The organism is Mesorhizobium ciceri biovar biserrulae, assembly GCF_001618845.1.
Lineage (GTDB): Bacteria > Pseudomonadota > Alphaproteobacteria > Rhizobiales > Rhizobiaceae > Mesorhizobium > Mesorhizobium ciceri.
This window is the reverse complement of sequence record NZ_CP015064.1, coordinates 677,416-701,322: the sequence shown is the minus strand read 5'-3', so window position 1 is coordinate 701,322 and position 23,907 is coordinate 677,416. Positions and strand designations below refer to the sequence as shown.

The 23,907-nt window shown below is 63.8% G+C and carries 21 protein-coding genes; 4 read left to right on the top strand and 17 right to left on the bottom strand.

Translation table 11 applies throughout. The annotated features are described in order from the left end of the window. The 9 genes from olsA to A4R29_RS03245 form a co-directional block, all read right to left on the bottom strand. The gene (olsA, locus tag A4R29_RS03285; RefSeq protein WP_063169990.1) at window positions 1-801 is read right to left on the bottom strand and encodes a lyso-ornithine lipid O-acyltransferase; all 801 of its coding nucleotides are present in this window, start codon (window positions 799-801) and stop codon (window positions 1-3) included. A 21-nt stretch (window positions 802-822) separates the two neighbouring features. Then, window positions 823-1,317, bottom strand: coding sequence for a ribosomal protein S18-alanine N-acetyltransferase (gene rimI / locus A4R29_RS03280; RefSeq protein ID WP_024503455.1), 495 nt, complete (start codon window positions 1,315-1,317; stop codon window positions 823-825). 83 nt (window positions 1,318-1,400) lie between these two features. Beyond that, entirely contained in the window at window positions 1,401-2,078 is a 678-nt protein-coding gene (tsaB, locus tag A4R29_RS03275; RefSeq protein WP_013527910.1) for a tRNA (adenosine(37)-N6)-threonylcarbamoyltransferase complex dimerization subunit type 1 TsaB, read from the bottom strand. Window positions 2,079-2,173: 95 nt separating this feature from the next. Next, window positions 2,174-3,280: a DUF1513 domain-containing protein gene (locus A4R29_RS03270; protein WP_063173543.1), complete on the bottom strand. Its 1,107-nt coding sequence runs from the start codon at window positions 3,278-3,280 to the stop codon at window positions 2,174-2,176. Between the two features lies 1 nt (window position 3,281). Then, window positions 3,282-4,361, bottom strand: a complete 1,080-nt coding sequence (locus A4R29_RS03265) for an imelysin family protein (RefSeq protein ID WP_063171168.1) — start codon at window positions 4,359-4,361, stop codon at window positions 3,282-3,284. Then, window positions 4,361-5,962, bottom strand: a complete 1,602-nt coding sequence (locus tag A4R29_RS03260) for a di-heme oxidoreductase family protein (protein WP_063171167.1) — start codon at window positions 5,960-5,962, stop codon at window positions 4,361-4,363. The genes A4R29_RS03265 and A4R29_RS03260 overlap by 1 nt, the downstream gene beginning before the upstream one ends. A gap of 12 nt (window positions 5,963-5,974) precedes the next feature. After that, the gene (gene bfr, locus A4R29_RS03255; protein WP_013527914.1) at window positions 5,975-6,460 is read right to left on the bottom strand and encodes a bacterioferritin; all 486 of its coding nucleotides are present in this window, start codon (window positions 6,458-6,460) and stop codon (window positions 5,975-5,977) included. Continuing rightward, entirely contained in the window at window positions 6,426-6,737 is a 312-nt protein-coding gene (locus A4R29_RS03250) for a (2Fe-2S)-binding protein (RefSeq protein WP_013527915.1), read from the bottom strand. Before A4R29_RS03250 ends, bfr begins: the two co-directional genes overlap by 35 nt. A 112-nt stretch (window positions 6,738-6,849) precedes the next feature. After that, window positions 6,850-8,139: an imelysin family protein gene (locus A4R29_RS03245; RefSeq protein ID WP_063173542.1), complete on the bottom strand. Its 1,290-nt coding sequence runs from the start codon at window positions 8,137-8,139 to the stop codon at window positions 6,850-6,852. Between the two features lie 433 nt (window positions 8,140-8,572). On the opposite strand from A4R29_RS03245, the gene A4R29_RS03240 reads away from it, so the two are divergent. Further along, window positions 8,573-9,826 carry an NAD(P)/FAD-dependent oxidoreductase gene (locus A4R29_RS03240; RefSeq protein WP_063171166.1) on the top strand — a complete coding sequence of 418 codons (1,254 nt, stop codon included), beginning with the start codon at window positions 8,573-8,575 and terminating at the stop codon, window positions 9,824-9,826. 30 nt (window positions 9,827-9,856) lie between these two features. Here the strand turns inward: A4R29_RS03240 and A4R29_RS03235 are convergent, their stop codons facing one another. Further along, window positions 9,857-11,134, bottom strand: coding sequence for a 4-aminobutyrate--2-oxoglutarate transaminase (locus A4R29_RS03235; RefSeq protein WP_063171165.1), 1,278 nt, complete (start codon window positions 11,132-11,134; stop codon window positions 9,857-9,859). Between the two features lie 244 nt (window positions 11,135-11,378). Between A4R29_RS03235 and A4R29_RS03230 the strand changes: the two genes are divergently transcribed. Genes A4R29_RS03230 through A4R29_RS03220 form a run of 3 tightly spaced genes read left to right on the top strand, consistent with a single transcriptional unit; the run spans window position 11,379 to window position 16,689 of the window. Further along, window positions 11,379-12,518 carry an efflux RND transporter periplasmic adaptor subunit gene (locus A4R29_RS03230; protein ID WP_063171164.1) on the top strand — a complete coding sequence of 380 codons (1,140 nt, stop codon included), beginning with the start codon at window positions 11,379-11,381 and terminating at the stop codon, window positions 12,516-12,518. Then, window positions 12,515-13,594: an efflux RND transporter periplasmic adaptor subunit gene (locus tag A4R29_RS03225; protein WP_063171163.1), complete on the top strand. Its 1,080-nt coding sequence runs from the start codon at window positions 12,515-12,517 to the stop codon at window positions 13,592-13,594. The genes A4R29_RS03230 and A4R29_RS03225 overlap by 4 nt, the downstream gene beginning before the upstream one ends. After that, window positions 13,591-16,689, top strand: coding sequence for an efflux RND transporter permease subunit (locus A4R29_RS03220; RefSeq protein WP_063171162.1), 3,099 nt, complete (start codon window positions 13,591-13,593; stop codon window positions 16,687-16,689). The genes A4R29_RS03225 and A4R29_RS03220 overlap by 4 nt, the downstream gene beginning before the upstream one ends. Window positions 16,690-16,701: 12 nt before the next feature. On the opposite strand, the gene A4R29_RS03215 is transcribed toward A4R29_RS03220, so the two are convergent. The 7 genes from A4R29_RS03215 to A4R29_RS03185 form a co-directional block, all read right to left on the bottom strand. After that, window positions 16,702-17,016 (bottom strand): hypothetical protein, encoded by a 315-nt coding sequence (locus A4R29_RS03215; protein ID WP_063169981.1) that lies wholly within the window; start codon window positions 17,014-17,016, stop codon window positions 16,702-16,704. Window positions 17,017-17,061: 45 nt separating this feature from the next. After that, window positions 17,062-17,811 carry an ABC transporter ATP-binding protein gene (locus A4R29_RS03210; RefSeq protein ID WP_013527922.1) on the bottom strand — a complete coding sequence of 250 codons (750 nt, stop codon included), beginning with the start codon at window positions 17,809-17,811 and terminating at the stop codon, window positions 17,062-17,064. Further along, complete coding sequence (locus tag A4R29_RS03205; RefSeq protein WP_063171161.1) at window positions 17,808-18,653, bottom strand: ABC transporter ATP-binding protein; 846 nt, start codon at window positions 18,651-18,653, stop codon at window positions 17,808-17,810. The genes A4R29_RS03210 and A4R29_RS03205 overlap by 4 nt, the downstream gene beginning before the upstream one ends. 10 nt (window positions 18,654-18,663) lie before the next feature. After that, complete coding sequence (gene nikC / locus A4R29_RS03200) at window positions 18,664-19,584, bottom strand: nickel transporter permease (RefSeq protein ID WP_013527924.1); 921 nt, start codon at window positions 19,582-19,584, stop codon at window positions 18,664-18,666. Continuing rightward, window positions 19,581-20,648: an ABC transporter permease gene (locus A4R29_RS03195; RefSeq protein ID WP_024503440.1), complete on the bottom strand. Its 1,068-nt coding sequence runs from the start codon at window positions 20,646-20,648 to the stop codon at window positions 19,581-19,583. The genes nikC and A4R29_RS03195 overlap by 4 nt, the downstream gene beginning before the upstream one ends. A gap of 18 nt (window positions 20,649-20,666) precedes the next feature. Next, window positions 20,667-22,310 carry an ABC transporter substrate-binding protein gene (locus tag A4R29_RS03190; protein ID WP_027161780.1) on the bottom strand — a complete coding sequence of 548 codons (1,644 nt, stop codon included), beginning with the start codon at window positions 22,308-22,310 and terminating at the stop codon, window positions 20,667-20,669. A gap of 261 nt (window positions 22,311-22,571) precedes the next feature. Continuing rightward, window positions 22,572-23,885, bottom strand: a complete 1,314-nt coding sequence (locus A4R29_RS03185; RefSeq protein ID WP_063173541.1) for a lytic murein transglycosylase — start codon at window positions 23,883-23,885, stop codon at window positions 22,572-22,574. Window positions 23,886-23,907 lie beyond the last annotated feature (22 nt).

Below are 23,907 nucleotides of genomic sequence, written 5' to 3'. Positions count from 1 at the left end.
CTAGCGGCTCGGCCGCGGGTCGGCAAGCGCCGCCTGCATCATCTCACGCACCTGGCTTTCCATCAGTTTCGACGTCTCCTTGCGGTTCGAACCCTTGGAAAAGGCGATTGCCTCGCCGAAATGCACCTCGACGTCGAGCGCGCCCTCCGCGAGCAATACCTTGAGATGCGGCATCAAATCCTCATCGCCGATCCAGGCGGCAAGCGGGCGATGCCGGCGGCCGAGCGGCACGCCGTGCAGACGCGTATAGGCGATCGCCACCGGCTGGATGAACACCTGTTCCGCCGCGCCTTCCGAAATCGCCATCGAGGCGGCGCCGAACAGCGTGCTCTTGAACGGCAGGACCATATTGCCGTCGCCGGTCGAGCCCTCGGCAAACAGCACCATCGCATCGCCCTTGGCCATGCGGCTGGCAATCTCGCTTGCCTGGTCGCCCGACGAACGCTTGCGCTCGCGCTCGATGAACACGGTACGCTGCAGCTTCGACAGCATGCCGATCAGCGGCCAGCCTTCCATATCAGCCCTGGCGATGAATTTTACGTCGGCAAAAGAGCCGAGCACCATGATGTCGGTCCAGGAGATGTGATTGGACGCAACCAGCAGCGGGCGCTTGTCGGACAGCGTCCCCTTGACATGGATGCGCATGCCGAGCGCCCTGATGATCAGCCTGTGCCAGATCTTGAGGATGAAGGTTTCCGGCCACCAGCCGGTCTTCATCGACAGTATCTGTAACGGCACGAGGACCAGCGAACCGGCGACAACGAGGCCCAGTGCCAGGAAAATCCTGATTTTCTTGATCATCGCCCCATCCCGGCCGTCTCGCTAGCGAAGATCGCGGCGCATGACAAGCGCGCCGGTCGGTCCGTGTTCGGCCGACCTGTAGTAATTCGGCCGCTTGCCGACCTCGCGGAAGCCCAGCCGGCGATAAAGCGCGATCGCCGCGACATTGGTCTCGTCGACCTCGAGGAACAGCGCTTCGGCGCGCTGCGCGTGCAGTTCGCGCAACACCGCGTCCATCAATTGCCAGCCCAGCCCCTGCCGGCGATGCGATCGCGCCACCGCGACGGTCAGGATCTCGCCCTCGCCTGCCGCAAGCCGCGCCAGCACGAAGCCGACGGGCGGCTTGGAGCCCTGTCCGGTTTCGCGCGCGGCATAGCCGAACACGGTGTCCTGTTCGAGCAAGGCGGCAAATTCGCCATCGGTCCAGGGGCGGACAAAGTCCTCGCGATGCAGCAGCGAGACCGCCGGACTGTCGGCGATCCTCAGCGGCTCGAGCGCATAGTCCCGGCGGCGTGGTTGGAGAAAAGGTATGCGCATCTAATCTTTGTTTTCTTGTTTGACCATGATCTCTGGACAAACGGGAACCGTTGTCCGTGAAAACCGGCTTCCACTTTTCGGGATCATGGTCTGATCCTTGAAAGAATGAACCCGGCCTGCGGCTTGGCGTCGGCGCCGCGCAGGTAGAGTGGTTTCGGCCGTTCGCCCGCGCCCTTGGCGGCAGCCAGGCGGGCGTAGGTGACAATGTCGGCGGTGGCCGTCCGAGGGCCGACATCGAATTCGCGCCCGGCCGATGCACTGATGAGCGCTGCAGCGGTGCCGGCAAGCACCGGAGACGTTGCCATCGCCATTGCCACCACGTCGGCCAGCGTGGCCACGGCCGGACCGTAAGTCAATACTAACCTTTCGTCATAAAAGGCCGCGTGGATCTCCTCACGGCCGGCATCCAGCGCCGCCAGCACGGCGCGACCGGGAAATGCCGTCGCTGCTTCGGCAGCCAGCGCCTCCAGTGTCGTCACTCCGATTGCCGGTATCTTCAGCGCCAGCGCCAGGCCACGCGCGGTCGAGACGCCGACCCGCAGACCGGTGAAGGAACCGGGGCCGACAGACACGGCAATGGCGCCAAGACCTGCATAGTCGGTTGCCCCTGCCTCCAGCGCTTCGGCGATGACCGCCATCAGCTGCTCGGCATGGCCCTTGCCGAGATCGAGCACCGAGCGGCCGAGCTCCCGCTTCGCCGTCGCGTCATAGACGCTAGCGGCGCAGAGGTTGGCGGCACAGTCGATGGCAAGCAATTTCATGAAGCAACCGGTTCGAAAGACAATTCCCTGTGCCCGCCACGGCCCGCCACCGCAAGGGGATAGTGCATAATTCGTTAAGCGGCTTCGCTTGTGGCCTATGCGGCCTGCTCGATGCGCAGCATGTGGTTGTCCCAGACATAGTCCGGTTCGGAGCGTGTCGCACCACTGCCCTCGACGATCTCGCCAGCGCCGGTGGTGGCCATGAAGCCGGTTCCGTCAGGTGCCACGCCGCAGACCTCGACCAGCGCGCTGTTCGCGACGACCCGGCCGCTGGCCGAATCGAGCACGACAAGCGAGTTGCCTTCCGGCGAGGAGACCGCGACCGTGCCGGCAGCCGGATTGGCGGCGACCGAGCCTATGTAGTTGCGGAAGCCGGACAAAACGTCCTGCGGCATGTCGAGCAGTTGCAGATCCTTGCCGCGCGTGGCGCGACCGACCAGCAACGGACGATCGGTGCCCGGCCCCCGGTACTGGCAGCCGAACCAGACGGTTCCGGATGGATCTGTGTCCATGTGGCGGATAGACAGCTGATGCAGTGCGGCCGGCAATTCGTGCTTCTCGATAAGGTCGCCGGTGGCGCGGTCTATCAGCACGTAGGACGGCTTCATGGTCGCAATGTTGAGCTCGGCGCGGCCGTAATCCGGATGGGTCTCGATGCCGCCATTTGCTACCGCAATCGTCCTGCCATCGCCCAGGAGCAGAAGCTCGTGCGGACCCATTCCATAGGTCGGGAACTCGCCGACACGGCTGAATTTCGCCCGCGCATCGTAGACGCCGACGACGCCGGCGGCGTTGTCGAAGTCGTTTTCGGTGGCATAGAGCAGCGCACCGTCGGCCGAAAACACGCCATGGCCGAAGAAATGCCGGCCGGCGATGCTGGCGATGGTCAGCGGCGCATCACGGCCCGAATGGTCGAAAACCACGGCAAAGGTGCCGGGTTGCCGCGCGAAGACCACCGAGCGTTTCGATATGGGATCGAAGGTGACATCGTGGCCGCGATCGGGCAGATCGATCGCATGCAGGACTTTGCCGGCCTCGGACAGGACGGCAGCGCCAAAGCTGCCGTCGCGTTTGACGAAAGCGGTGGCGAAGACGGCGTCGGCCGCAAGCGTCCTTGCCCAGGCCGATGGCGCCATCGCGGCCATGAAGCCAACGCCTGCAGCTCTCAGGAAATCGCGGCGATCTATCAGCGGGGTTTTCAATTCAGTCCCCATCCAGCGAGGAGAAGCCTGCGGTCAGGCCGAATTCAGCGGTCAACCTGGTCCCGATCAGGGTCGACAGGCTGGAGGTGATCAGCGCGAAATGATCGAGCTTGTCGCGCAATGCCGGATCGGCAAGCGCCTTGTCGATTGGACCGCTGACGGCCTTGGCGGTGGCGACACCGTTGACCAGCTGGATGTGGATCGATTCGGCCATCCAGCGCGCATCGGCCGGCAGGGCGTCGCCAAGTTTCGAGGCCTGGAACAGCGTATCGATGCCGGAGAGATTGCCGGCCAGTGACGCGGTGGTGTTTTGCGAGCGCCAATAGATCGCTTGTTTCGGCTTGTCCGCGTCCGGCTTGCCGCCGAAAAATCCTTTCAGGCGCACGTCACGCACCATTTCCAGCTCGTTGACGAAGACGCCGACCAGTTCGGTCACCGCTTCATTGCCGTCGCGGTAGAGCGGGTTCTGCGGCCCCGGATTGGCCCAAAGCGCTGCAAAGCCGTCCGGTTTGTTCCAGGCGGCACTGACCTCGCCGGCCATGGTTTCGATGTTGCCGGCAACAGCAGTGCCATAGGCGCAGCGGTAGGGATCATCCTTGCCGGCCAGTGCATCGGCGCCGTCGCCGTAAAGTACGAACTCCAGCGCGCCCAGCCCCTGCATGGCGACGCTCTTGCCGGCCAGCTGTGCCGGATCTGTGGCGGTTGGATCCTTCGCCGACAGCGCCGCCTGCACCTGCTTCAGGCCAATGCTCTTGCGATCCGGCCAGAACAGCATGCGTTCCAGCCGGTTGTTCTCCTTGATCGGCCCGAAGCCGATGATTTCGGCTGACGACCAGGCATAGACGGTGGCGGAGAATTCGGCGCGTGCGGCATCGAGCTCTCCTTGCGAGGGCGTGACGCACAGCTTGCGCATGGATCCGGTCAAGGCTTCCGCATGCTCGTGCAGGCCGGCATAGGCCGGGCGGACGAAGCCATCGATCGCCCGCTGGATGATGTCGGAGGCTTTGACCGCCGCCGACGCAGGGACAACGCCCAGCAGGGCCAGCGGAAGAGCGAAAAACAATGCAGAACGCTTGAACATCACAGTGACTCCAGGAATTTGAGCAATGCGTCACGCTCGGCCGCGTTAGCGGCGGCAAAACGGTCGCGCGCTTTCTGCGCCTCGCCGCCATGCCACAGGATCGCCTCAGCCAGGCTGCGCGCGCGCCCGTCATGCAGAAAGAAGGAATTGCCGTTGACTGTCTCGGTCAGGCCGATGCCCCACAGCGGCGGCGTGCGCCACTCATTGCCCGTCGCATCGCCCACGGCCTGGCCATCGGCCAGATCAGGCCCCATGTCGTGCAGCAGGAAGTCCGAATAAGGCCAGATCAACTGGAAGGCCTGCGCCTTATTGGGCGTATCGCGGCGCGTGACGAATTTCGGCGTATGGCAGGCAATGCAGCCGATCTCGTAGAATGTCTTTTTGCCCGCGAGCACGTCCGGCCGGTCGAGGTCCCGGCGCGACGGCACGGCCAGGTTCTGCGAATAGAAGGTGACGAGATCCATCACCGGCGGCGGCGCCTCGACCGGGCCAAGACGCTGCTGCACGCCGTTCGGCATGGCGAGGCATTTTGCCTCCGCAGCAGTGCAATCGCCCCAATGCCTCGGCTCTTCGAGCGTCGAGATGCCGATGTCGCCGGCAAAGGCATCCGCCGCCTGCCGGCGGATCGACGCGGTCTGTGCCTTCCAGCCGAAACGGCCAAGCGTCAGTTCCCCGTTCAGGCTATCGCGCACGATGTTCGGCCTGCCGGAAATGCCGTCGCCGTCCCTGTCGTCCGGATCGGCGTGGGCGAGAATATCAGCCGGCGCGATCTGTTCGATCAGGCCCAGGCCGATCATCGGCGGCGTCAGCCGCGGCGACAGCGTGGTGCGCGGGTCAAGCGGCCCGTAGCCAAGGCCGTCAACCGAATAGCTCGGTTTGCGCAAGGAGATCACAGAGCCGTCCGTCAGCTCCACCTTACGTTCCTGGTAATCGATATGCATCCTGCCTTCACCGGGCAGGCCGGGTACGGCGAGCTCCTGCAATTGCCTGCCGTAGGCCGGGTCGGGGAAGTTGAGCACCTCGTGGTCGGCAAGCGCCGCCCTTTCTTGCGTGCTGCTGGCGTCGCGGGCCAGCCGCAGGAACATCGACGTGGTGCCGGCGTCGCCTTGCGGCGGGCGGCCGCGGCCGTCCTTCAGATGACAGTTCTGGCAGGCACGTTCGTTGAACAGCGGGCCGAGCCCGTCCGACGCCTGCGTCGAGGATGGCGACGAGACCCAGTTCTTGCGGAAAAGGGCATTGCCAAGCTTGAAGTCGCCCTCTTCCTCGAAGGTGAGGTTGGCCGAGGATTGCGAGAAGGAATCGCGGCTGACGTCCTTTCGGGACGTGCCGGCGCCACCTTGCATCAGTTCGAACGGCTCTGGCCTGGAAAAATCCGTGGTCGGCCTGGTGACGGCGATGGCGCGCGCCTGATCCTTCGCATTGAGGTCGGTGCGCGTGGTGGCGAAGCCGGCCGGCTGAAGATCACCCGCCATCGCCGAAGAGGTAAGCGCCAACACGAGCATGACACAGCGCCGACGCGCCAATCCGGCTGGCGTCTTCTCAGGGGGCGGCGAGCCATTGGCCCGCCGCGAGCGGCGCACGAATTCTAGCAGGCGCCGCATTCCCGCATGCCCTTACTCCGCCTCGTCTGCCGATGCGGCGTTGAGCTGGCCGTATTTCTCCTCGCCGATCGAGGCAAGCAGGTCGAGCTGCGTCTCAAGAAAGTCGATGTGACCCTCCTCGTCGGCCAGCAATTCCTCGAACAGCTTCATCGTCACGTAGTCGCCGGCGTCGTTGCAAATTTCGCGCGAACGCTTGTAGGCGGTACGTGCGTCATATTCTCCGGCAAGGTCGGATTCGAGCACTTCCTTCACGTTCTGCCCGATGCGCAGCGGCGCCACGGACTGCAGGTTCGGATGGCCTTCGAGGAAGATGATGCGGGCGACGAGCTTGTCGGCATGGTGCATCTCCTCGATCGATTCCGCCCGCTCCTTCTTTGCCAGCTTCGCGTATCCCCAGTCCTCAAGCAGACGGAAATGCACCCAGTACTGATTGACGGCCCCAAGCTCCAGAAAAAGGGCCTCGTTAAGCCGCTCGATGATCTGCGGATCGCCTTTCATGAATTCTGCTCCCGTATTGGATGCGCAGGCCTCTGACGCGATCCAGGTGTGAAACGACATCCACGCCGCTCGCCTCCGAGCGAGCGTGGTAGTTTTCGGTGACCCGAATGATCGTTTCCACCACATTTGGGAAGCAGCCGCAACAGCGACCGCGCTTTTGCATTGCATGGTAGATTTTCGCCGGCACGATCAACTGCCAGGGATCCTGGTCCAGCAGCCCGACGATCGTCTGCTCGATCTCCTTCTCGGTGATGATGTTGCAATGACAAATCAGCATTGGCTTGCTCGGCTGGCTGACGGCGTCTCCCGCGCCGTGTGGCTTGATCTTCTGGCGGAGGCCGTTGCAAAGCCGGTTGTCCGGCTCCGGGTCAGTCTCCGTCGTTTACCCCTTACTTGAACACCTTGTCCGGCGCGTCGAGGCTGTCGGACCCTTCGAAGGCGATGGTGCTGAGCTTCAGGGAGCCGACGGCGCGCTCAATCGACTTGGTCTGATCGATCAGCGCATCAATCGCCGCCTGGACGGTGGCATTGCCCTCAATGTTGCCCTCGGCGATCTGCTGGTCATAGGCCTCGCCGGCCAGTGCACGCGCCTTGATCGCCTCCATCTTGGCGACCGAAACATCGAGCTTGTCAGACAGTTCCTTGTCGATCGCCGGGTCGGCCGCCTTCACCATATCGGCCACCGAAGGACCCGAAACGACGGTGCCGTCGAGACGCGTGTAGCTCGCATGATAGGCCGCGCGAATGCCGATGGCGTCGTAGAGATGCGAATTGTAGGTGTTGTCGGAGAAGCAATCGTGCTCCTCTTCCGGATCATGCAGCAGTAGGCCGAGCTTCATGCGCTCGCCGGCCAGTTCGCCGTAGGACAGCGAGCCCATGCCGGTGAAGATCGTCGAGATCGCCGTGTTCGGCTCGCCATCGACAAGAGCCTTGCGGGCGGCGCCGTCTTCCTTCCAGTTGCCGACCATCTCCTGAATATCCGAAACCAGAAGGTCGCTGGCCGATTTCAGATACTCGGCGCGGCGGTCGCAATTACCGCCGGTGCAGTTCTTGAGGTCGTAGTCGGTGTAGTGGCGCTCGCCGGCACCCGGGCCGGTGCCATGCAGGTCCTGGCCCCAGAGCAGGAATTCGATGGCGTGATAGCCGGTGGCGACATTGGCCTCGATGCCGCCGGCTCCCTGCAGCGTGCCGGAGAGGAATTCCGGCGAAAGCTTCGATGCATCGACCTTCTTGCCGTTGATCTCGATCTCCTTGTTGGCGATCACATTGGCCGTGTAGAGCGCGTTCGCGTCCGATTCGGTGCCGTAGCTCTTGGCGACATAGTCGATCAAGCCTTCATCCAGCGGCCAGGAATTCACCTTGCCTTCCCAGTCGTCGACGATCTTGTTGCCGAAGCGGTAGACTTCGGTCTGCTGGTAGGGAACGCGCGATGCCTTCCAGGCGTCACGGGAAGCGTTGAGGGTTTCCACCGATGGCGTGGCGAGCAGCGCGTCGACCGCCTTGTCGAGCGCTTGCGCGGTGGTCAGCGAATCCTCGTATTTCGCGAGCGCGATGTCGGAATAGGTCTTGTTGACCGCCTTTACATCTGTTTCCGCCTTTGCCGGCAACACGAATACCGCCGCCGTCAGCAGGGCAGTGGCGCCGATCGCCGCAAGCCTGCTGCCATATCGTGCTGTCATGATCACTCTCCAGTTTCTCGGAAATTCTGTAAACGGCGCGCGCAGCAACCGGCGCCAGGCCATCTGCGGGCCATTGGGCGCAAGAGATGCCGCGCCATCGCGCGGTTCGCGGAAGAAAGACACCAAAATGCCTCCAATCGAAAGGGTTCAAGGCCCAAACATTAAAGGGATGCGCTGACGCGCGAACTTCCATAAAGCTGCGACACCGTCGGATGTCAATGACAATCCGCAAGAAAAGTCAATCGAAACAACAGTTTAGAATTATTCTAAACTGCAACTGTCAACTTTATGCGTTTTCCTGCACCGGTCTTGCCGCTGAACTGTGCGATTGACAGCCGCCATCCCGGATGCGACCCGCAAAAGCTCGCTTGCAGCGGTGCCAGACAATTGCCATCTGGCGGAACATCCTAGGGTAGAATCGGGATTGAGTGCGATGAAGAACGGTGTGGTCATTGTCGGCGCGGGTCATGCGGGCGTGCAAGCGGCCGCAAGTCTGCGCGAGGACGGTTATGACGGACCGGTAATCCTCGTCGGAGATGAGGACGAACTGCCCTACCACAAGCCGCCGCTGTCGAAGACCTTCATCAAGGATGCCGAGGCCAAGCCACAACCCTTGCGCGGCGAGGCCTTTTACACCGGCAGCGCCATCGACTACCGGCCTGGCGTCAGGATCGATCGCATCGATGCCGGACGCCGCAGTTTGGATATTGCCGGCGGTGGTGCGCTTGCCTTCGACCACCTGATCCTGGCGACAGGCTCGCGCCCGCGCACGCTGCCGCTGCCCGGTGCCGATCTGTCCGGGGTGCTGTCGCTGCGCTCACTGGCCGATGCGCGGCTGATCCGCGACCTCAGCGCGCAAACCGACGAAGTCGTCATCCTCGGCGGCGGTTTCATCGGGCTGGAGATCGCAGCCACGTTGAAGGCCGCCGGCCGCACGGTGACAGTGGTCGAGGCGGTGGACCGGCTGCTCGGCCGCGCCGTAGCGCCGGTGGTGGCGAGCCACGTCCGGCAACGGCTGGAAGCGACGGGCGTGCGCATCCTCACCGGCACCTCGATCGCCAGGCTCGAAGGCGAAAACGGTCATGTCGTGGCCGCGATCACCTCGTCAGGCGAAAGGCTGCCGGCGCGCATGGTCATTGTCGGCATTGGTGCCGTGCCGAATGTCGAACTGGCGCAGGAAGCTGGCCTCGGCATCGCCAACGGCGTCCGCGTCGATCACCAGATGCGGACTTCGGTGCCGGAGATTCTCGCTATTGGCGATGCTGCCTCTTACCGTCACTGGTTCACCGGCGGCGACGTGCGCCTGGAATCGGTGCAGAATGCCACCGACCAGGCGCGGCTTGCCGCGCGCACGATATCAGGCCATGCCGACGCCTATTCTGCGGTGCCATGGTTCTGGTCCGACATCGGCGACATGAAGCTGCAGATGGTCGGCCTGACCGCCGGCGGCGACAGCCATGTCGTGCTGGGCGACCTGCCCGACAACAAATTCTCGATCTACCACTACGCCGGCGAGCGGCTGCTCGGCATCGAATCGGTCAACCGTCCGGGCGACCATATGCTTGGCCGCAAGATGTTGGGCGCCGGCTTCTCGCCGACGCCACAGACGGTGGCCGCTGGCCCCGAGGGGCTGAAAGCGGCACTGGCTGCTTTCCTCGAGAATGAGCCCGCCAGAGCGGCGGGATAATTCCGTCCCTCAGGCGCGGCACCTTACTGATCAGGCGGCGCAGACTTCGCGGATCGAGCTTTCCAGAATGTCGAGTGCTTCGTTCATGACTTCGTCCTGGATGGTGATCGGCGCCAGGAAGCGGATGACGTTGCCGTAGACGCCGCAGGTCAACAGGATCAGGCCCTTGTCGAGCGCCTTCAACCGGATCGCATTGGCGATCTCGGCTGAGGGCAGGCCCTTCTTGACGTCGTTGAACTCGACCGCGTTCATGAAGCCGAGACCTCTGATGTCGACGATCTCGGGCACGTCGTCGCGGATCGAGTGCAGCCGCTGTTTCAGCCTTGCGCCCAGCGTATTGGCGCGGTCGCACAGCTTTTCATCCTCGATCACGTCGAGCACGGCGTGCGCCGCGGCAACGCCGATCGGACTGCCGCCATAGGTGCCGCCGAGCCCGCCGGGGCCGGGCGCATCCATGATTTCGGCGCGGCCGGTGACCGCCGCCAGAGGAAAGCCGCCGGCCAGGCTCTTGGCCATGGTGGTGATGTCGGCGGCCACCTCATGGTGATCCATAGCAAACATCTTGCCGGTGCGGGCAAAGCCGGTCTGCACTTCGTCGGCGATCAGCAGCATGCCGTGCTGGTCGCAAAGCTTGCGCAGCGCAACCAGGAAATCCCGCGGCGCGTCGTAGAAGCCGCCCTCGCCCTGAACCGGCTCGATGATGATGGCGGCGACGCGCGCCGGATCCACATCGGCCTTGAACAACCGGTCGAGCGCCGCCAGCGAGTCGGCGACCGAGACACCGTGCAGCGGCACAGGAAACGGCGCATGGTAGACATCGCCCGGCATGGCGCCGAAGCCGACCTTGTAAGGCACGACCTTGCCGGTCAGCGCCATGCCCATGAAGGTGCGGCCATGGAAGCCGCCGGCGAAGGCAATGACCGCCTGACGGCCGGTGGCATTGCGGGCGATCTTGATGGCGTTCTCTACCGCCTCGGCCCCGGTGGTGACGAAGATCGTCTTCTTCTCGAACTTGCCGGGCAGCATGCCGTTCAGCCGTTCGGCCAGGCGCACATAGCTCTCATAGGGCACCACCTGGTGGCAGGTGTGGGTGAAGCGGTCGAGCTGTGCCTTGACCGCCTCGATCACCCTGGGATGGCGATGCCCGGTGTTGACGACGGCGATGCCCGACGAGAAATCGATATAGCGACGCCCCTCGACATCCCAGATTTCCGAATTTTCAGCCCGGTCGGCATAAATCTGCGTGGTCATGCCGACGCCGCGGGAAATCGATTGGTTCTTGCGTTCGGAAATGGCTGAATTCTTCATCGTATCCCTCACCGGGCCGGCGCCCGTCCTGTTTGATGCCGTTGAGATGTCTTCTGACCTTATTTCACGTTTTCCTCAAGTCGGCACCACCGGCAGGCGATTGGGCCTGCGGTGGGCAGATCCCGGCGCTTAGCCAGTCGGGCGATACACGTACGAGACCGGTTTCCTTTTCCCGGGGATCGACTATCCTCTGGATGGCCGCGAGGCACCGCGATCAGCGAGCGGCCCGCGGTCGGGAGAGCCCATGAGCAGGAACGTGACTTCGCCCGTCTCGCAGCCATCGGTCAAAGCTCCCGGTCTTTTGTCTTTTCCAGCCGCCCCGGCGCTTTTCGCCTGCACGGCGGCGCTGCTTCTGGCCGGCTGTCAGAAGCAGGAAGCGGCGGACAAGAAACTGCAGATCATGGTGCGCACCGAAACGGTGGCGATGGCCGACTATGCGCCAAGGACTTCGCTGACCGGGGTGATCGCGGCGCGTACGCTGAACAATCTGTCGTTCCGGGTCGGCGGTCGCGTCGCCGAACGGTTTGTCGATGTCGGCCAGCATGTCGATCAAGGCACGGTGCTCGCCCGCATCGACCCGCAGGAGCAGGAATCCGACCTGCGCTCGGCGCAGGCCGATCTTGATGCAGCCAAGGCGCAACTGACCCAGTCCGTTGCCGCCTTCGAGCGGCAGAAGACGCTGCTGGCGCAGGGCTTCACCACCAGGCGCGACTATGACGCCGCGGACCAGGCCCTGAAGGTGGCACAAGGCAGCGTCGAAGCCGCGCAGAGCGCTTTCTCCAACGCCCAGCAAAACCTGTCCTTCACCGAGCTCAAGGCCGGTGCCGCCGGCGTGATCACCGCCCGCCAGGTCGAAACCGGCCAAGTGGTGCAAGCCGCGCAAACCGTCTTCACCGTCGCCGAGGACGGCGACCGCGACGCGGTGTTCAACGTGCAGGAGACGCTGATCGCCAAGACACCGGCATCGCCTGCGGTGACGATCACGCTGTTGTCCGATCCGCAGGTCAAGGCAACGGGCAAGGTCCGCGAAATCTCGCCTGCGGTCGACCCGGCTTCGGGCTCAATCCGGGTCAAGGTCGCCATTCCCGACACGCCCGCCGGCATGCCGCTGGGAGCAGCCGTCATCGGCTCGGTAAGCGCCAAGCCGGCGAAGGCGATCCTGCTGCCCTGGCAGGCGCTGACGTCCAGCGCCGGCAAGCCGGCGGTCTGGATCGTCGATCCGTCGACCAAGGCGGTGACGATGGCGCCGGTCGAAGTGCTGGCGTTCAATTCGGGCACGGTCGTGATCGCCAGGGGGCTGGACGAAGGCCAAAGCGTCGTCACCGCTGGAGGACAGCTGCTCAGCCCTGGACAGACGATCGAGATATCGGGAGCGGGCCAATGAGCCGGACGCCGCGCGTCCTGCTCGGCGTGCTCATGCTCGGCGCGCTGGCATCCTGCTCCAGGTCGGAGGAAAAGCCGCCCGAGATCATCCGGCCGGTGCTGTCGATGGTGATCGAGCCGCGCACCACGCAAGTCTTCGGTTTTGCCGGATCCGTCGAACCGCAGGTCAGCGCCGATCTGGCCTTCCGTCTGCTTGGCCGGGTCGTCTCGCGCGACGTCCAGGTCGGCGACATCGTCAGCAAGGGCACGACGATAGCGGCACTCGATCCGACCGCGCTGGAGTTGTCGCTCCAGGCGGCCAAGGCGGAACTGTCCAATGCCGAGGCGCAGTTCGCCAACGCCGCCGCCAGCGAGGAACGGCAGCGCCAGTTACTCGCCTCGGCCAACGCCACGCAAGCTGTCTTCGACGCCGCGCAGCAGGCGCGCAAAGCTGCGGAGGCAGGTGTCGAGCGGGCCAAGGCCTCGCTTGCCAAATCGCAGGAACAGCTCGGCTATGCCAGGCTGTTCTCTGATTTCGACGGTGTCGTCACCGCTGTCGGCGCCGAAGTTGGCCAGACGGTCTCGCCCGGCCAGACCGTCGTCACCGTGGCGCGCTCGGACCTGCGCGAGGCGGTGGTCGACATTCCCGACCAATTGACCGGTGATCTCGCGGCCGGCACGCCCTTCCAGGTCATCCTGCAGTCGCTGCCGACGATCCAGACCGGGGCCAAGCTGCGCGAGATCGCACCGCAATCCGAGGGCTCGACCCGCACCCGGCGCGTCAGGCTGACGCTCACGGATCCGCCACAGGCCTTCCGGCTCGGCTCGACGGTGACGGCGACCCGCGTGACCAAGGTGGCACCGACGATCGAACTGCCCATGTCGGCGCTGTTCGAAAAGAACGGTTCCGCGAAAGTATGGATCGTCGACCCGCAGACATCCAGCGTGAACGCACGCGACATAAAGGTCGCGTCGAAGAATGGCGGCACCTTCACGGTGACCGAGGGGCTGGAGGCCGGCATGCGTGTTGTCACGGCGGGCGTCCACAGCCTGAGCGAAGGCCAGAAGGTGACAGTGCCCGAGGGAGGGGCCTCATGAAAGGCTTTAATCTCTCCGACTGGGCGCTCAACCACCGCTCCATGGTCTGGTATTTCATGCTGGTCTTCGTCGTGGCTGGCGTGTTCTCCTACCTCAATCTCGGCCGTGAAGAAGATCCCAACTTCACCATCAAGACGATGATCATCCAGGCCAACTGGCCGGGCGCCTCGGTCAAGGAAACCGTGCAGCAGGTGACCGACCGCATCGAGAAGAAACTCGAGGAACTCGATAGCCTCGACTACACCAAGTCCGTCACCACGGCCGGCCAGACCGTCATCTTCGTCAACCTGAAGGACACCACCAAGGCACGCGATGTCGTGCCGAACTGGATTCAGGTGCGCAACATGGTCAATGACATCGGGGCACAGTTTCCGCAGGGTGTGCAGGGCCCGTTCTTCAACGACCGCTTCGGCGACGTCTATGGCAACATCTACGCCTTCACATCGGACGGGCTGACGCCGCGCCAGTTGCGCGACTATGTCGAGGATGCCAGAACAAAGATCCTGACCGTGCCCAACGCCGGCAAGGTCGACCTGGTCGGCGCCCAGGACGAAGCGATCTATCTCGAATTCTCAACCCGCCAGATCGCCGCCCTCGGCCTCAACCAGCAAGCGATCGTCGCCAGCCTGCAGGCGCAGAACGCGATCACGCCGTCCGGCGTCATCCAGTCCGGGCCGGAGCGCATCAGCGTGCGTGTCGGCGGGCAGTTCACCTCCGAGGAAAGCCTGCGCGCCATCAATCTGCGCGTCAACGACCGCTTCTTCCGCCTGAGCGACGTAGCGACGATCACACGCGGCTATGTCGATCCGCCGACGGCACTGTTCCGTTTCAACGGCCAGGACGCGATCGGGCTCGCCATCGGCATGAAACCCAACGCCAACCTGCTCGAATTCGGCGAGGCCCTGCACAAGGAGATGGACAAGGTGCTGGCCGACCTGCCGGTCGGCGTCGGCGTGCATCTGGTCGCCGACCAGCCGGTCATCGTCGAGGAGGCCGTCTCGGGCTTTACGCGCGCGCTGTTCGAGGCGGTCGCCATCGTGCTCGCCGTGTCGTTCATCAGTCTCGGCATGCGCGCCGGCTTCGTCGTGGCGCTCTCGATCCCGCTGGTGCTGGCCATCACCTTCACGGTCATGGCCTATCTCGGCATTTCGCTGCAGCGTATTTCCCTGGGTGCGCTGATCATCGCGCTCGGCCTTCTGGTCGACGACGCGATGATCGCGGTCGAGATGATGGTGGCGCGGCTTGAGGTCGGCGACAATCTGCGCAAGGCGGCGACCTATGTCTACACATCGACCGCCTTTCCGATGCTGACCGGTACGCTGGTAACTGTCGCCGGCTTCATCCCGATCGGCCTCAACAACAGCGCCGCCGGCGAATATACCTTCACCCTGTTCGTGGTCATCGCCGTTTCGCTGCTGGTGTCATGGATCGTGGCGGTGCTGTTTGCGCCACTGCTCGGCGTCACCATCCTGCCGGCGACGATGAAAACCAAGCATCACGACCAGCCGGGCCGCTTCACCTCACTGTTCCGGCGCGTGCTTGTCGGCTCGGTGCGCCATCACTGGCTGACCATCATCGCCACCGTGTTGTTGTTTGCCGGCTCGATCGCCGGCTTCGGCCTGGTGCAGCAGCAGTTCTTCCCGCCATCGGACCGGCCGGAGTTGATCGTCGACTGGAACCTGCCGCAGAATTCTTCGATCGCCGACACGCGCGACCAGATGGAGCGGTTCGAGCAGCGGGCACTGGTCGGCAATCCCGACATCGACCATTTCTCGTCCTATATCGGCCAGGGCGCGGTGCGTTTCGTGCTCGCCTATGACGTGCAGCCGGCCAACCCCTATTTCGGCCAGACCGTCATCGTCACCAAGAGCATCGAGGCCCGCAACCGGGTCAAGCCGGCGCTGGAAAAGCTGCTGCGCGAGGAGTTCGTCGGCACCGACGCCTTCGTCAAGCCGCTCGAACTCGGACCGCCGGTCGGCCGCCCCGTGCAATACCGCGTCGGCGGTCCCGACATCCAGACGGTGCGCGAACTGGCGCAGCAATTCGCCGGTGTCATCTCCGCCAATCCAAAGCTCGCCGCGCCGACCTTCGACTGGAACGAGCCGCAGCGCGTGCTGAGGGTCGACGTGCTGCAGGACAAGGCACGCCAGCTCGGCATCACCTCCTCCGACATCGCCAGCGCGCTGAACAGTACGGTCGGCGGCGCCACCATCACGCAGGTGCGCGACGCCACTTACCTGATCAATGTCGTGGCCCGCTCCCGCGGGGCCGAACGCGGCTCGATCGAGACGTTGCAGAACATGCAGTTGCCGACCAGCACCGGCGAGGCGATCCCGCTCGCGGCGGTCGCCAACTTCCGCTACGATCTGGAGCAACCGACGGTGTGGCGACGCGATCGCATCCCGACCATCACCGTGCGCGCCGGGCTGGTCGGCGACGTGCTGCCGGCCACGGTCGTCAACGAACTGAAGCCATCGGTCGATGCCTTCACCGCCAAGCTGCCGCCGGGCTATTCGATCGCCACCGCCGGCTCGGTCGAGGAGAGTGCCAAAAGTCAGGGACCGATCGCCGCCGTCGTGCCGTTGATGCTGTTCGTCATGGCAACGATCCTGATGGTGCAGTTGCAGAGCTTCCAGCGCCTGTTCCTGGTCGTGGCGGTGGCGCCGCTCGGCCTGATCGGCGTGGTGGCGGCCCTGGTGCCGAGCGGAGCGCCGCTGGGCTTCGTCGCCATCCTGGGCGTGCTGGCGCTGATCGGCATCCTGATCCGCAATTCGGTCATCCTGATCGTGCAGATCGAGGATCTTGTTCGAGAGGGCAAGGACCGCTGGGCGGCGGTCATCGAAGCGACCGAACACCGGATGCGGCCGATCGCACTGACGGCGGCGGCCGCCAGCCTGGCGCTGATCCCGATCGCGCGTGAAGTGTTCTGGGGTCCGATGGCCTATGCGATGATGGGCGGCATCATCGCGGGTACCGCAATCACGCTGCTGTTCCTGCCGGCGCTTTATGTGACGTGGTTCAGGATCAAGGAGCCGAAGGGCCGGGAAGAGCCACCCGTTCTGGAGAGCGGCGAACTGGCGCAAGGCTCAGCCTAAGGCTTTGCCTGATCATTCGTTGTCGTTGGAGGGCACAGGGCGCGACCTGGCGCGTTGCCATGGCGACGATTTCGAGGTGCGCCAAGCGTGCCAGCCTTCTGGCAAGTCCGCCAACGCCTGGATGCTTTCGTCCCGCTGCACAACGTTTTGCAAGCTGACGATCATGATATCGCCTTCGTCAACAGGTCCGGTTTCGCTGTTGTGGAATTGCCAACTGCCGTCGTCATCGTCATGTGAGACGTATGTAATCCAATCGCCGCGGGTAACGACTGCCCTATCCACAAACACCGCGACATTGGGCGGATCCGCAAACTTCCATTCCTCCATGGGAATTCCCCAAGATGGTTGTTCGGCGCAAAAGAGAAAACGAATTCAAGCGGTTCTCACAAACCCGTCGCTGGCCCGCAACAGATTGCGCGTATAGTCCTTGGTCACGCGGCGCTCGACAAGGTCTGCCGCCGCCAGATTCTCCACCGCCTCGCCGCTTTGCATCACCATCAGCCGCTCGCACATATGGGTGATGATGGCGAGGTCGTGGCTGACCATCAGGAAGGTCAGCTTGCGGCGCTTGCGTACCTCTTCCAGCAGGTTGAGCACTTCCGCCTGCACCGAGGCATCGAGCGCCGAGGTCGGCTCGTCGAGCAGCAGGATCGACGGTTCCAGAATGAGCGCACGCGCGATCGCCACGCGCTGGCGCTGGCCGCCGGAGAGCTGGTGCGAATAGCGAAACCGAAAACCGTTGCCGAGGCCGACTTCGTCGAGCGCCCGCTGGATACGCTTTTCGCCGTCGGCAAAGCCATGGATGGCAAGCGGCTCCTGCAGCAGACGGTCGACGGTCTGGCGCGGGTGCAGCGACCCGTACGGATCCTGGAAGACCATCTGCACTTCACGGTAGAAGGCCTTGTCGCGGCGCGCGCCGAGCGTCTTGCCGTTGACGACGATGCCGCCCGATGCAACCGGCGCAAGGCCGGCGATGGCCCGCAGCAGCGTCGATTTGCCGGAGCCGGATTCGCCGACCAGGCCGAAGGATTCGCCCGGCTGCACGTCGAGGCTGACGCCTTTCAGTGCGCGAAAACGGTCGAAGATCACTTCCAGCCTGTCGACGGCAATCGCAGAAGTCATGCCGCCCACTCCGGCTTGCGGTCGAGCACCGGCAGCGGGTGGCGGTCGGCACCGATCTTGGGCATGCAATTGAGCAGGCCGCGCGTGTAGGGATGCTGGGCCTGGCCGAGTTCGGACGCCTTGAGCTGCTCGACCACCTTGCCGGCATACATGACGATGACGCGGTCGCAGAAGGACGAGACCAGGCGCAAATCGTGCGAGATGAAGATCAGCCCCATGCCACGCTCACTGACCAGCCGGTCGAGGATGCCGAGCACATCGAGCTGCACGGTGACGTCGAGCGCCGAGGTCGGCTCGTCGGCGATCATCATTTCCGGACCGGCGATCAGCATCATGGCGATCATGGCGCGCTGGCCCATGCCGCCCGAAACTTCATGCGGATGCAAATTGAAGACGCGAGAGGGATCACGGATCTGCACCGCCTCCAGCATGGCCAATGCACGGTCGCGCGCCTCCGCCTTGCCGACCTTTTCATGGGTGCGCAGCGTCTCGACGATCTGGCGACCGATGCTCATCACCGGGTCGAGCGAATATTTCGGATCCTGCAGGATCATGGCGATGCGCTTGCCGCGCAGCTTCCTGCGTTCGCGTGGCGAGACGGTGAGCAAATCGATGCCGTCGAAGGCGAGCTTGTTGGCCGATATCCGCGCCTGCGGTGGCGTCAGGCCCATGATGGCGCGGCCGGTCTGCGATTTTCCCGAGCCGGATTCGCCGACGATGCCGAGCCGTTCGCGGCCGAGCGAAAAGGAAACGCCGCGCACCGCCTCGATCAGCCCGGTGCGGGTCGGGAAGGTGACGCGCAGGTCGTCTACGTCGAGAAGCGTTTTCGGTTCTCCGCTCATTGGTCGCCGCTCATTGGTCGCCACTCCGCGGATCGAGCGCGTCGCGCAGGCCGTCGCCAAGCAGGTTGAAGCCGAGGCTGACGATGAGGATGGCGAAGCCCGGCGCACCGGCCACCCACCATTGATCGAGCACGAAGCGGCGGCCGGAGGCGATCATCGTGCCCCATTCGGGCAGCGGCGGCTGCGCGCCGAGGCCGAGGAAACCGAGCCCGGCGGCGGTCAGGATGATGCCGGCCATGTCGAGCGTCACCCTGACGATCAGGGACGAAATGCAAAGCGGCATGATATGGCGCAGCACGATGCGGAAGGGCGAAGCGCCCATCAGTTGCACCGCCTTGATGTAGTCGGAATTGCGCACCGTCAGCGTCTCTGCCCGCGCGATGCGGGCGTAGGGCGGCCATGAGGTGATGGCGATGGCCAGCACTGCATTCTCGATGCCGGGGCCAAGTGCTGCGACGAAGGCCAGCGCCAGGATCAGCTTGGGAAAGGCGAGGAAGATGTCGGTGATGCGCATCAGGATGGCATCGGTCCAGCCACCGGCATAGCCTGCAACGGTGCCGACCAGAAGGCCGATGGGTGCGGCGATGATGGCAACCAGGATGACCACATAAAGCGTCCAGCGCGAGCCGTAGAGGATGCGCGACAGGATATCGCGGCCGAGATCGTCGGTGCCGAACCAGTGCTCGGCGCTCGGCGCCAGCAGGCGCGCGTTCTTCAGGTCGCCGAACGTTGGCGAATAAGGCGCCAGCACGCCTGCAAGGGCGGCAACGACCAGCAGGGCAATGATGATGAGCAGGCCCAGAAACGCCAACCGGTTGGCGGAAAAGCGCCGCCACGCCACATAGGCGCGGCCGAGCCTTGCCTGCATGCGCGAGGCCGGCCGCTCGCTGAGCAGCCAGTCGCGACGGCTCTGGATGGTGTCGACGCTCATGCGGACTTCGTCCTCGGATCGAGCACCCGATACAGCAGGTCGGAGAGAAGGTTGATGGCGATGAACACCGAGCCGATGACGATGGTGCCACCGAGCACCGCATTCATGTCGGCGTTCTGCAGCGAATTGGTGATGTAAAGGCCGATGCCCGGCCATGAGAAGACGGTCTCGGTCAGCACCGAACCTTCCAGCAGTCCGGCATAGGACAGCGCGATCACCGTCACCATCGGCACCGCTGCGTTGCGCAGCGCGTGGCCCCAGATGATGCGGGTTTCCGACAGGCCCTTGGCGCGCGCCGCGACGATATATTCCTGCGACAATTCGTTGAGCATGAACGAGCGCGTCATGCGGCTGATATAGGCGAGCGAGAAATAGCCGAGCAGCGAGGCCGGCAGGATGATGTGGCGGAAGGCGTCGTAAAAAACGTCCCACTGCCCCTGCATTGCGGAGTCGAGGAGATAGAAGCCGGTGATCGGCGTAAAGGTGTATTCGTAGACGACGTCGAGCCTCGCCGGGAAGGCAACCCATTGCAGCTTGGCGTAAAACAGCACCAGCCCAAGCAGCCCCAGCCAGAAGATCGGCACGGAATAACCGATCAGGCCGATGACGCGCACGATCTGGTCGATGAGGCTGCCGCGCCTGACCGCGGCCAGCACACCGAGCGGCACGCCGAACAACGCGCCGATCAGCGTTCCGAGGGTCGCCAGTTCCGTCGTGGCCGGAAGCGCCCGGCGAATGTCGGTCATGACCGGATTGGTGGTCAGCACGGAGACGCCGAAATTGCCGTTCAGCGCATTCTTCACATAGATGTAGAACTGCTCGATCAACGGCAAATCGAGACCCATCTCGCGGCGCGTGCGCTCAACCACATTGGCCGGCGCCCGGTCGCCGAGCACCGCCAGCACCGGGTCGATCGGAATGACGCGGCCGATGAAGAAGGTGACCGCGAGCAGACCAAGATAGGTCGTGATCGCAATGACCAGGAAACGGCCAAGCGATGATGCAATAGCGACGGCGCGGGCGCTGCCGCGCCCCGCCGCCACTTCTTTTTCAACCGCGCTCATGCGGCGTGTCCGCGAGCACTATTCCTTGGACACCGGTCCGACGAAGTTGGTGTCGAAGCTCGGGCCGAGCGCAAAGCCCTTGAGGTTCTTGCGCAGGCCGGCCACTTCCAGCTGCTGGTGGATGACGACGAAGGGGCTGGTGTCGAGGATTTTCTTCTCGAGATCCTTGTACATGTCGGCGCGCTTGCCGGCATCCTTCTCGAGCAGTGCCGCTTCCGTCTGCTTGGTCAGGTCCGGAATGTCCCAGGCGTTGCGCCAGGCCAGCGTCTTGGTCTTGGCCCCATCCGAATTGTCCGGGTTCGAGGCAAAGGTCTGGGCGTTGGAGTTCGGGTCGAAATAATCCTGGCCCCATTGGCCGATATAGATGTCGTGGTTGCGGGCGCGGTATTTGGTGAGCGTCTGCTTGCCGTCGCCCGGGATGATCTCGAGCTTGATGCCGGCCTGTCCGAGCGTCTGCTGGATCGATTCCGCCATCCCGGTCGTCGGCTGGCCGGTGCGTACGTCCATGGTTACGCTGAAGCCGTCGGGCAGACCGGCCTTGGCCAGCAATTCCTTGGCCTTGGCGACATCGAGCTTGAACGGATTCTCATCCAATTCGCCGAGCACGCCCTTGGGCAGGAAGGTCTGATGGATTTCGCCGATGCCCTTGAGGATGGTGGAGCTCAAGGCATCATAGTCGACCAGATACTTGAACGCCTGGCGCACCTCCGGCTTGGCGAGGTTGGCGTTCTTCTGGTTGAGGCTGATGTAATAGACCGTGCCCTTGGGCGCGCTGGTGGTGGTGAGGTCGGCGTTCTTGGCGATGGCGTCGAGGTCGTTCGGTTCGAGATTGCGGGCAACGTCGATGTCGCCAGCCTCAAGCGCCAGGCGCTGGCCCGAGCTTTCCTTCATGTTGCGATAAATGACGCGGGCAAGCTTGGCTTTTTCGCCGTAGTAATTGTCGTTGCGCTCGAGAACGACGGCTTCGTTGGCCCGCCATTCGCGCAGCTTGAAGACGCCGGAGCCGGCATAGCCGGTCTTCAGCCAGGCATTGCCGAAGTCATTGTCCCATTTGTAGTCGGCGCTCGGCGTGACCGAAGCGACATGTTCCTTGACCAGCTTGGCGTCGACCACCGAAGCGACCGTTGCCGACAGGCAGTTCAGCACGAAACTCGGCGCATAGGCCTTGTCGACGGTGAACTGGAAGGTGCCGTCGTCGACAGCCTTGGCTTTTTCGGTGACGTTGTCACCGCTGATGCCAAACTGGCCGATGATGAAGGCCGGGCTCTTGTCGAGCTTGATGACGCGCTCGAACGACCAGGCGACATCGGACGCCGTGATCGGATTGCCGGAAGCGAATTTCAGGCCGGGCTTTAGCTTGAACGTGTAGGTCAGGCCGTCATCGGAGACGGTCCAGCTTTCGGCAAGGTCGCCCTTGACCTTGGAGGTGTCGCTGAGGTCGAGACGGACAAGCAGATCATAGGTGTTGCCGGTGACCTCGGCGGTCGACAGCTCGAACGCCTCGCCTGGATCCATGGAGATGATGTCGTCGATCGCGAAACCTTCGACCAGCGTGTCGGCGGGCGTGACCGCACCGGCGGGCGCGCCGGCCAGAAGCAGCGCCGACATGGCGGCACCCGCGAGCAGGAAGCGGGAGCGTAGAGCAAACTTTTCCATCATCATTGTGATTGTTCCCTGTTTTGTTGTTTGTTGTCCTGAGTTCCCGGCTCAGGGTTGCGGAATTTTTTCGGGGCCTGGAGACGGCCCCTCTGCCCACTTACCGTCGTGGTTTTTGTCCAGTTGGTCAACACCATACCCGGCGGCCCCGTGGCGGGCAACGAGCATTTATACGACGGCTCATTGGGCCAGAAAGGCCGGTGGGATGTCGACGCATAGGCCAGCCAATCGAGGCTGCCGATCGAGAAAAATCTGCTAATTTCGGAGCTATTTCAGCACTGCGACCAGGTCGGCGTCAGGGAAGCAGGTGGCGGCGCGGCCGTTCTTGGCTTGCCATATGCCGATCGAGCGGCGGGTCTTGAAGCCGGGCAGGCCATCGGCGCTGCCGACATCATAGCCCTTGGCCTCCAGCGCCCGCTGCAGGGCGGCGATGTCCGAACGGTGCAGCCCGCCGACCGCGCCCCAGCTGCCGGCGAAGTTCTGATCGCCATGGGCGATGCGATCGGCGCCATGGCCGATGAACAGCGCGTACAGGTCGCTGGTGTTGTATTGCTTCAGCACGTAGAAATTGGGCGTGGCGACAAAGGCCGGGCCGCTGCGCCCTGCCGGCATCAGCAGAAAGCCTTCGGCCTTCAGCTCACTCACTGGAAACGGTTTGCCGCCGACGCGCTTGATGCCCATATCAGCCCATTGCGAGATTTTCTTGCCCTGGTCCGGGCCTTCCAGCGAACAGGAAACGCTTTCCGGCACCGTCACCTCGAATCCCCAGCCACGACCCTTTACCCAGCCATAGTGGACGAGATAATTGGCGATCGAGGCCAACACGTCCGGCGTCGAGTTCCAGATGTCGACGCGGCCGTCGCCGTCGAAATCGACGGCATGTTTCAGGAACGAGGTCGGCATGAATTGCGGCTGGCCGAGCGCGCCGGCCCAGGACGATTTCATCGCGCCGACCGGAGCCAGCCCGCGCTCGACGATCTCGAGTGCGGCAAGCAGTTCGGTGCGGAAGAAGCCCTTCCTGGTCGACATGAATGCCTTGGTGCCCAGCACTTCGAAGGCGTCATAAGGCATCTTCGCCGCGCCGAATCCGGTCTCGCGGCCCCAGATCGCCAGCAGCACTTCGCCCGGCACGCCATAGCGCTTTTCGATGGCCGCAAGTGTCCTGGCATTGGCGGCTTCGCGTGCGCGCCCGCCTGCCGTCACCGCGCGAACCGTCTTCTCGGCGAAATAGGCGCCGGGTGAGCCGAATTCGGCCTGGTGCTGCTTCTGCGGCGTGGCCGCCTTCTCGCCCGGCTTGACCAGGTCCGGCAGCTTCAGATTGGGCTTGATGCCGTCGAAGGCGGCGTCGAAGGTGGTTTTGGAAATGCCTTTCGCCTTGGCCTGTGGCCAGAGGTCGTTCTGCAGCCAGGCGCGGAACTGGTCGTCGATCTTTGCGGCGGAGGCGGGGGTGGAAAAGACCGAGAGAAGAACTGCAAAAAAGGAAAACAGAACCAATCTGAGAGGTTTGCGTTCCTTCGCACCCCTCTCCGTCCTGTCGAGGGGGGTGCTTGGCACCAGCCTGGAAGGACGCGCAAAAATCATGACCCGCATCCTCTGCCGCAAC

Bases quoted from the DNA above. Each gene is read 5' to 3' on its own strand.
- A4R29_RS03230 (WP_063171164.1), top strand. From the start codon at position 11,379: ATGAGCAGGAACGTGACTTCGCCCGTCTCGCAGCCATCGGTCAAAGCT.
- A4R29_RS03240 (WP_063171166.1), top strand. From the start codon at position 8,573: ATGAAGAACGGTGTGGTCATTGTCGGCGCGGGTCATGCGGGCGTGCAA.
- A4R29_RS03210 (WP_013527922.1), bottom strand. From the start codon at position 17,811: ATGACTTCTGCGATTGCCGTCGACAGGCTGGAAGTGATCTTCGACCGT.
- A4R29_RS03195 (WP_024503440.1), bottom strand. From the start codon at position 20,648: ATGAGCGCGGTTGAAAAAGAAGTGGCGGCGGGGCGCGGCAGCGCCCGC.
- A4R29_RS03215 (WP_063169981.1), bottom strand. From the start codon at position 17,016: ATGGAGGAATGGAAGTTTGCGGATCCGCCCAATGTCGCGGTGTTTGTG.
- A4R29_RS03185 (WP_063173541.1), bottom strand. From the start codon at position 23,885: ATGATTTTTGCGCGTCCTTCCAGGCTGGTGCCAAGCACCCCCCTCGAC.
- nikC (WP_013527924.1), bottom strand. From the start codon at position 19,584: ATGAGCGTCGACACCATCCAGAGCCGTCGCGACTGGCTGCTCAGCGAG.
- bfr (WP_013527914.1), bottom strand. From the start codon at position 6,460: ATGAAAGGCGATCCGCAGATCATCGAGCGGCTTAACGAGGCCCTTTTT.
- A4R29_RS03220 (WP_063171162.1), top strand. From the start codon at position 13,591: ATGAAAGGCTTTAATCTCTCCGACTGGGCGCTCAACCACCGCTCCATG.
- A4R29_RS03225 (WP_063171163.1), top strand. From the start codon at position 12,515: ATGAGCCGGACGCCGCGCGTCCTGCTCGGCGTGCTCATGCTCGGCGCG.
- tsaB (WP_013527910.1), bottom strand. From the start codon at position 2,078: ATGAAATTGCTTGCCATCGACTGTGCCGCCAACCTCTGCGCCGCTAGC.
- A4R29_RS03250 (WP_013527915.1), bottom strand. From the start codon at position 6,737: ATGCTGATTTGTCATTGCAACATCATCACCGAGAAGGAGATCGAGCAG.
- A4R29_RS03205 (WP_063171161.1), bottom strand. From the start codon at position 18,653: ATGAGCGGAGAACCGAAAACGCTTCTCGACGTAGACGACCTGCGCGTC.
- olsA (WP_063169990.1), bottom strand. From the start codon at position 801: ATGATCAAGAAAATCAGGATTTTCCTGGCACTGGGCCTCGTTGTCGCC.
- A4R29_RS03190 (WP_027161780.1), bottom strand. From the start codon at position 22,310: ATGATGATGGAAAAGTTTGCTCTACGCTCCCGCTTCCTGCTCGCGGGT.
- A4R29_RS03260 (WP_063171167.1), bottom strand. From the start codon at position 5,962: ATGCGGCGCCTGCTAGAATTCGTGCGCCGCTCGCGGCGGGCCAATGGC.
- A4R29_RS03265 (WP_063171168.1), bottom strand. From the start codon at position 4,361: ATGTTCAAGCGTTCTGCATTGTTTTTCGCTCTTCCGCTGGCCCTGCTG.
- A4R29_RS03235 (WP_063171165.1), bottom strand. From the start codon at position 11,134: ATGAAGAATTCAGCCATTTCCGAACGCAAGAACCAATCGATTTCCCGC.
- rimI (WP_024503455.1), bottom strand. From the start codon at position 1,317: ATGCGCATACCTTTTCTCCAACCACGCCGCCGGGACTATGCGCTCGAG.
- A4R29_RS03245 (WP_063173542.1), bottom strand. From the start codon at position 8,139: ATGACAGCACGATATGGCAGCAGGCTTGCGGCGATCGGCGCCACTGCC.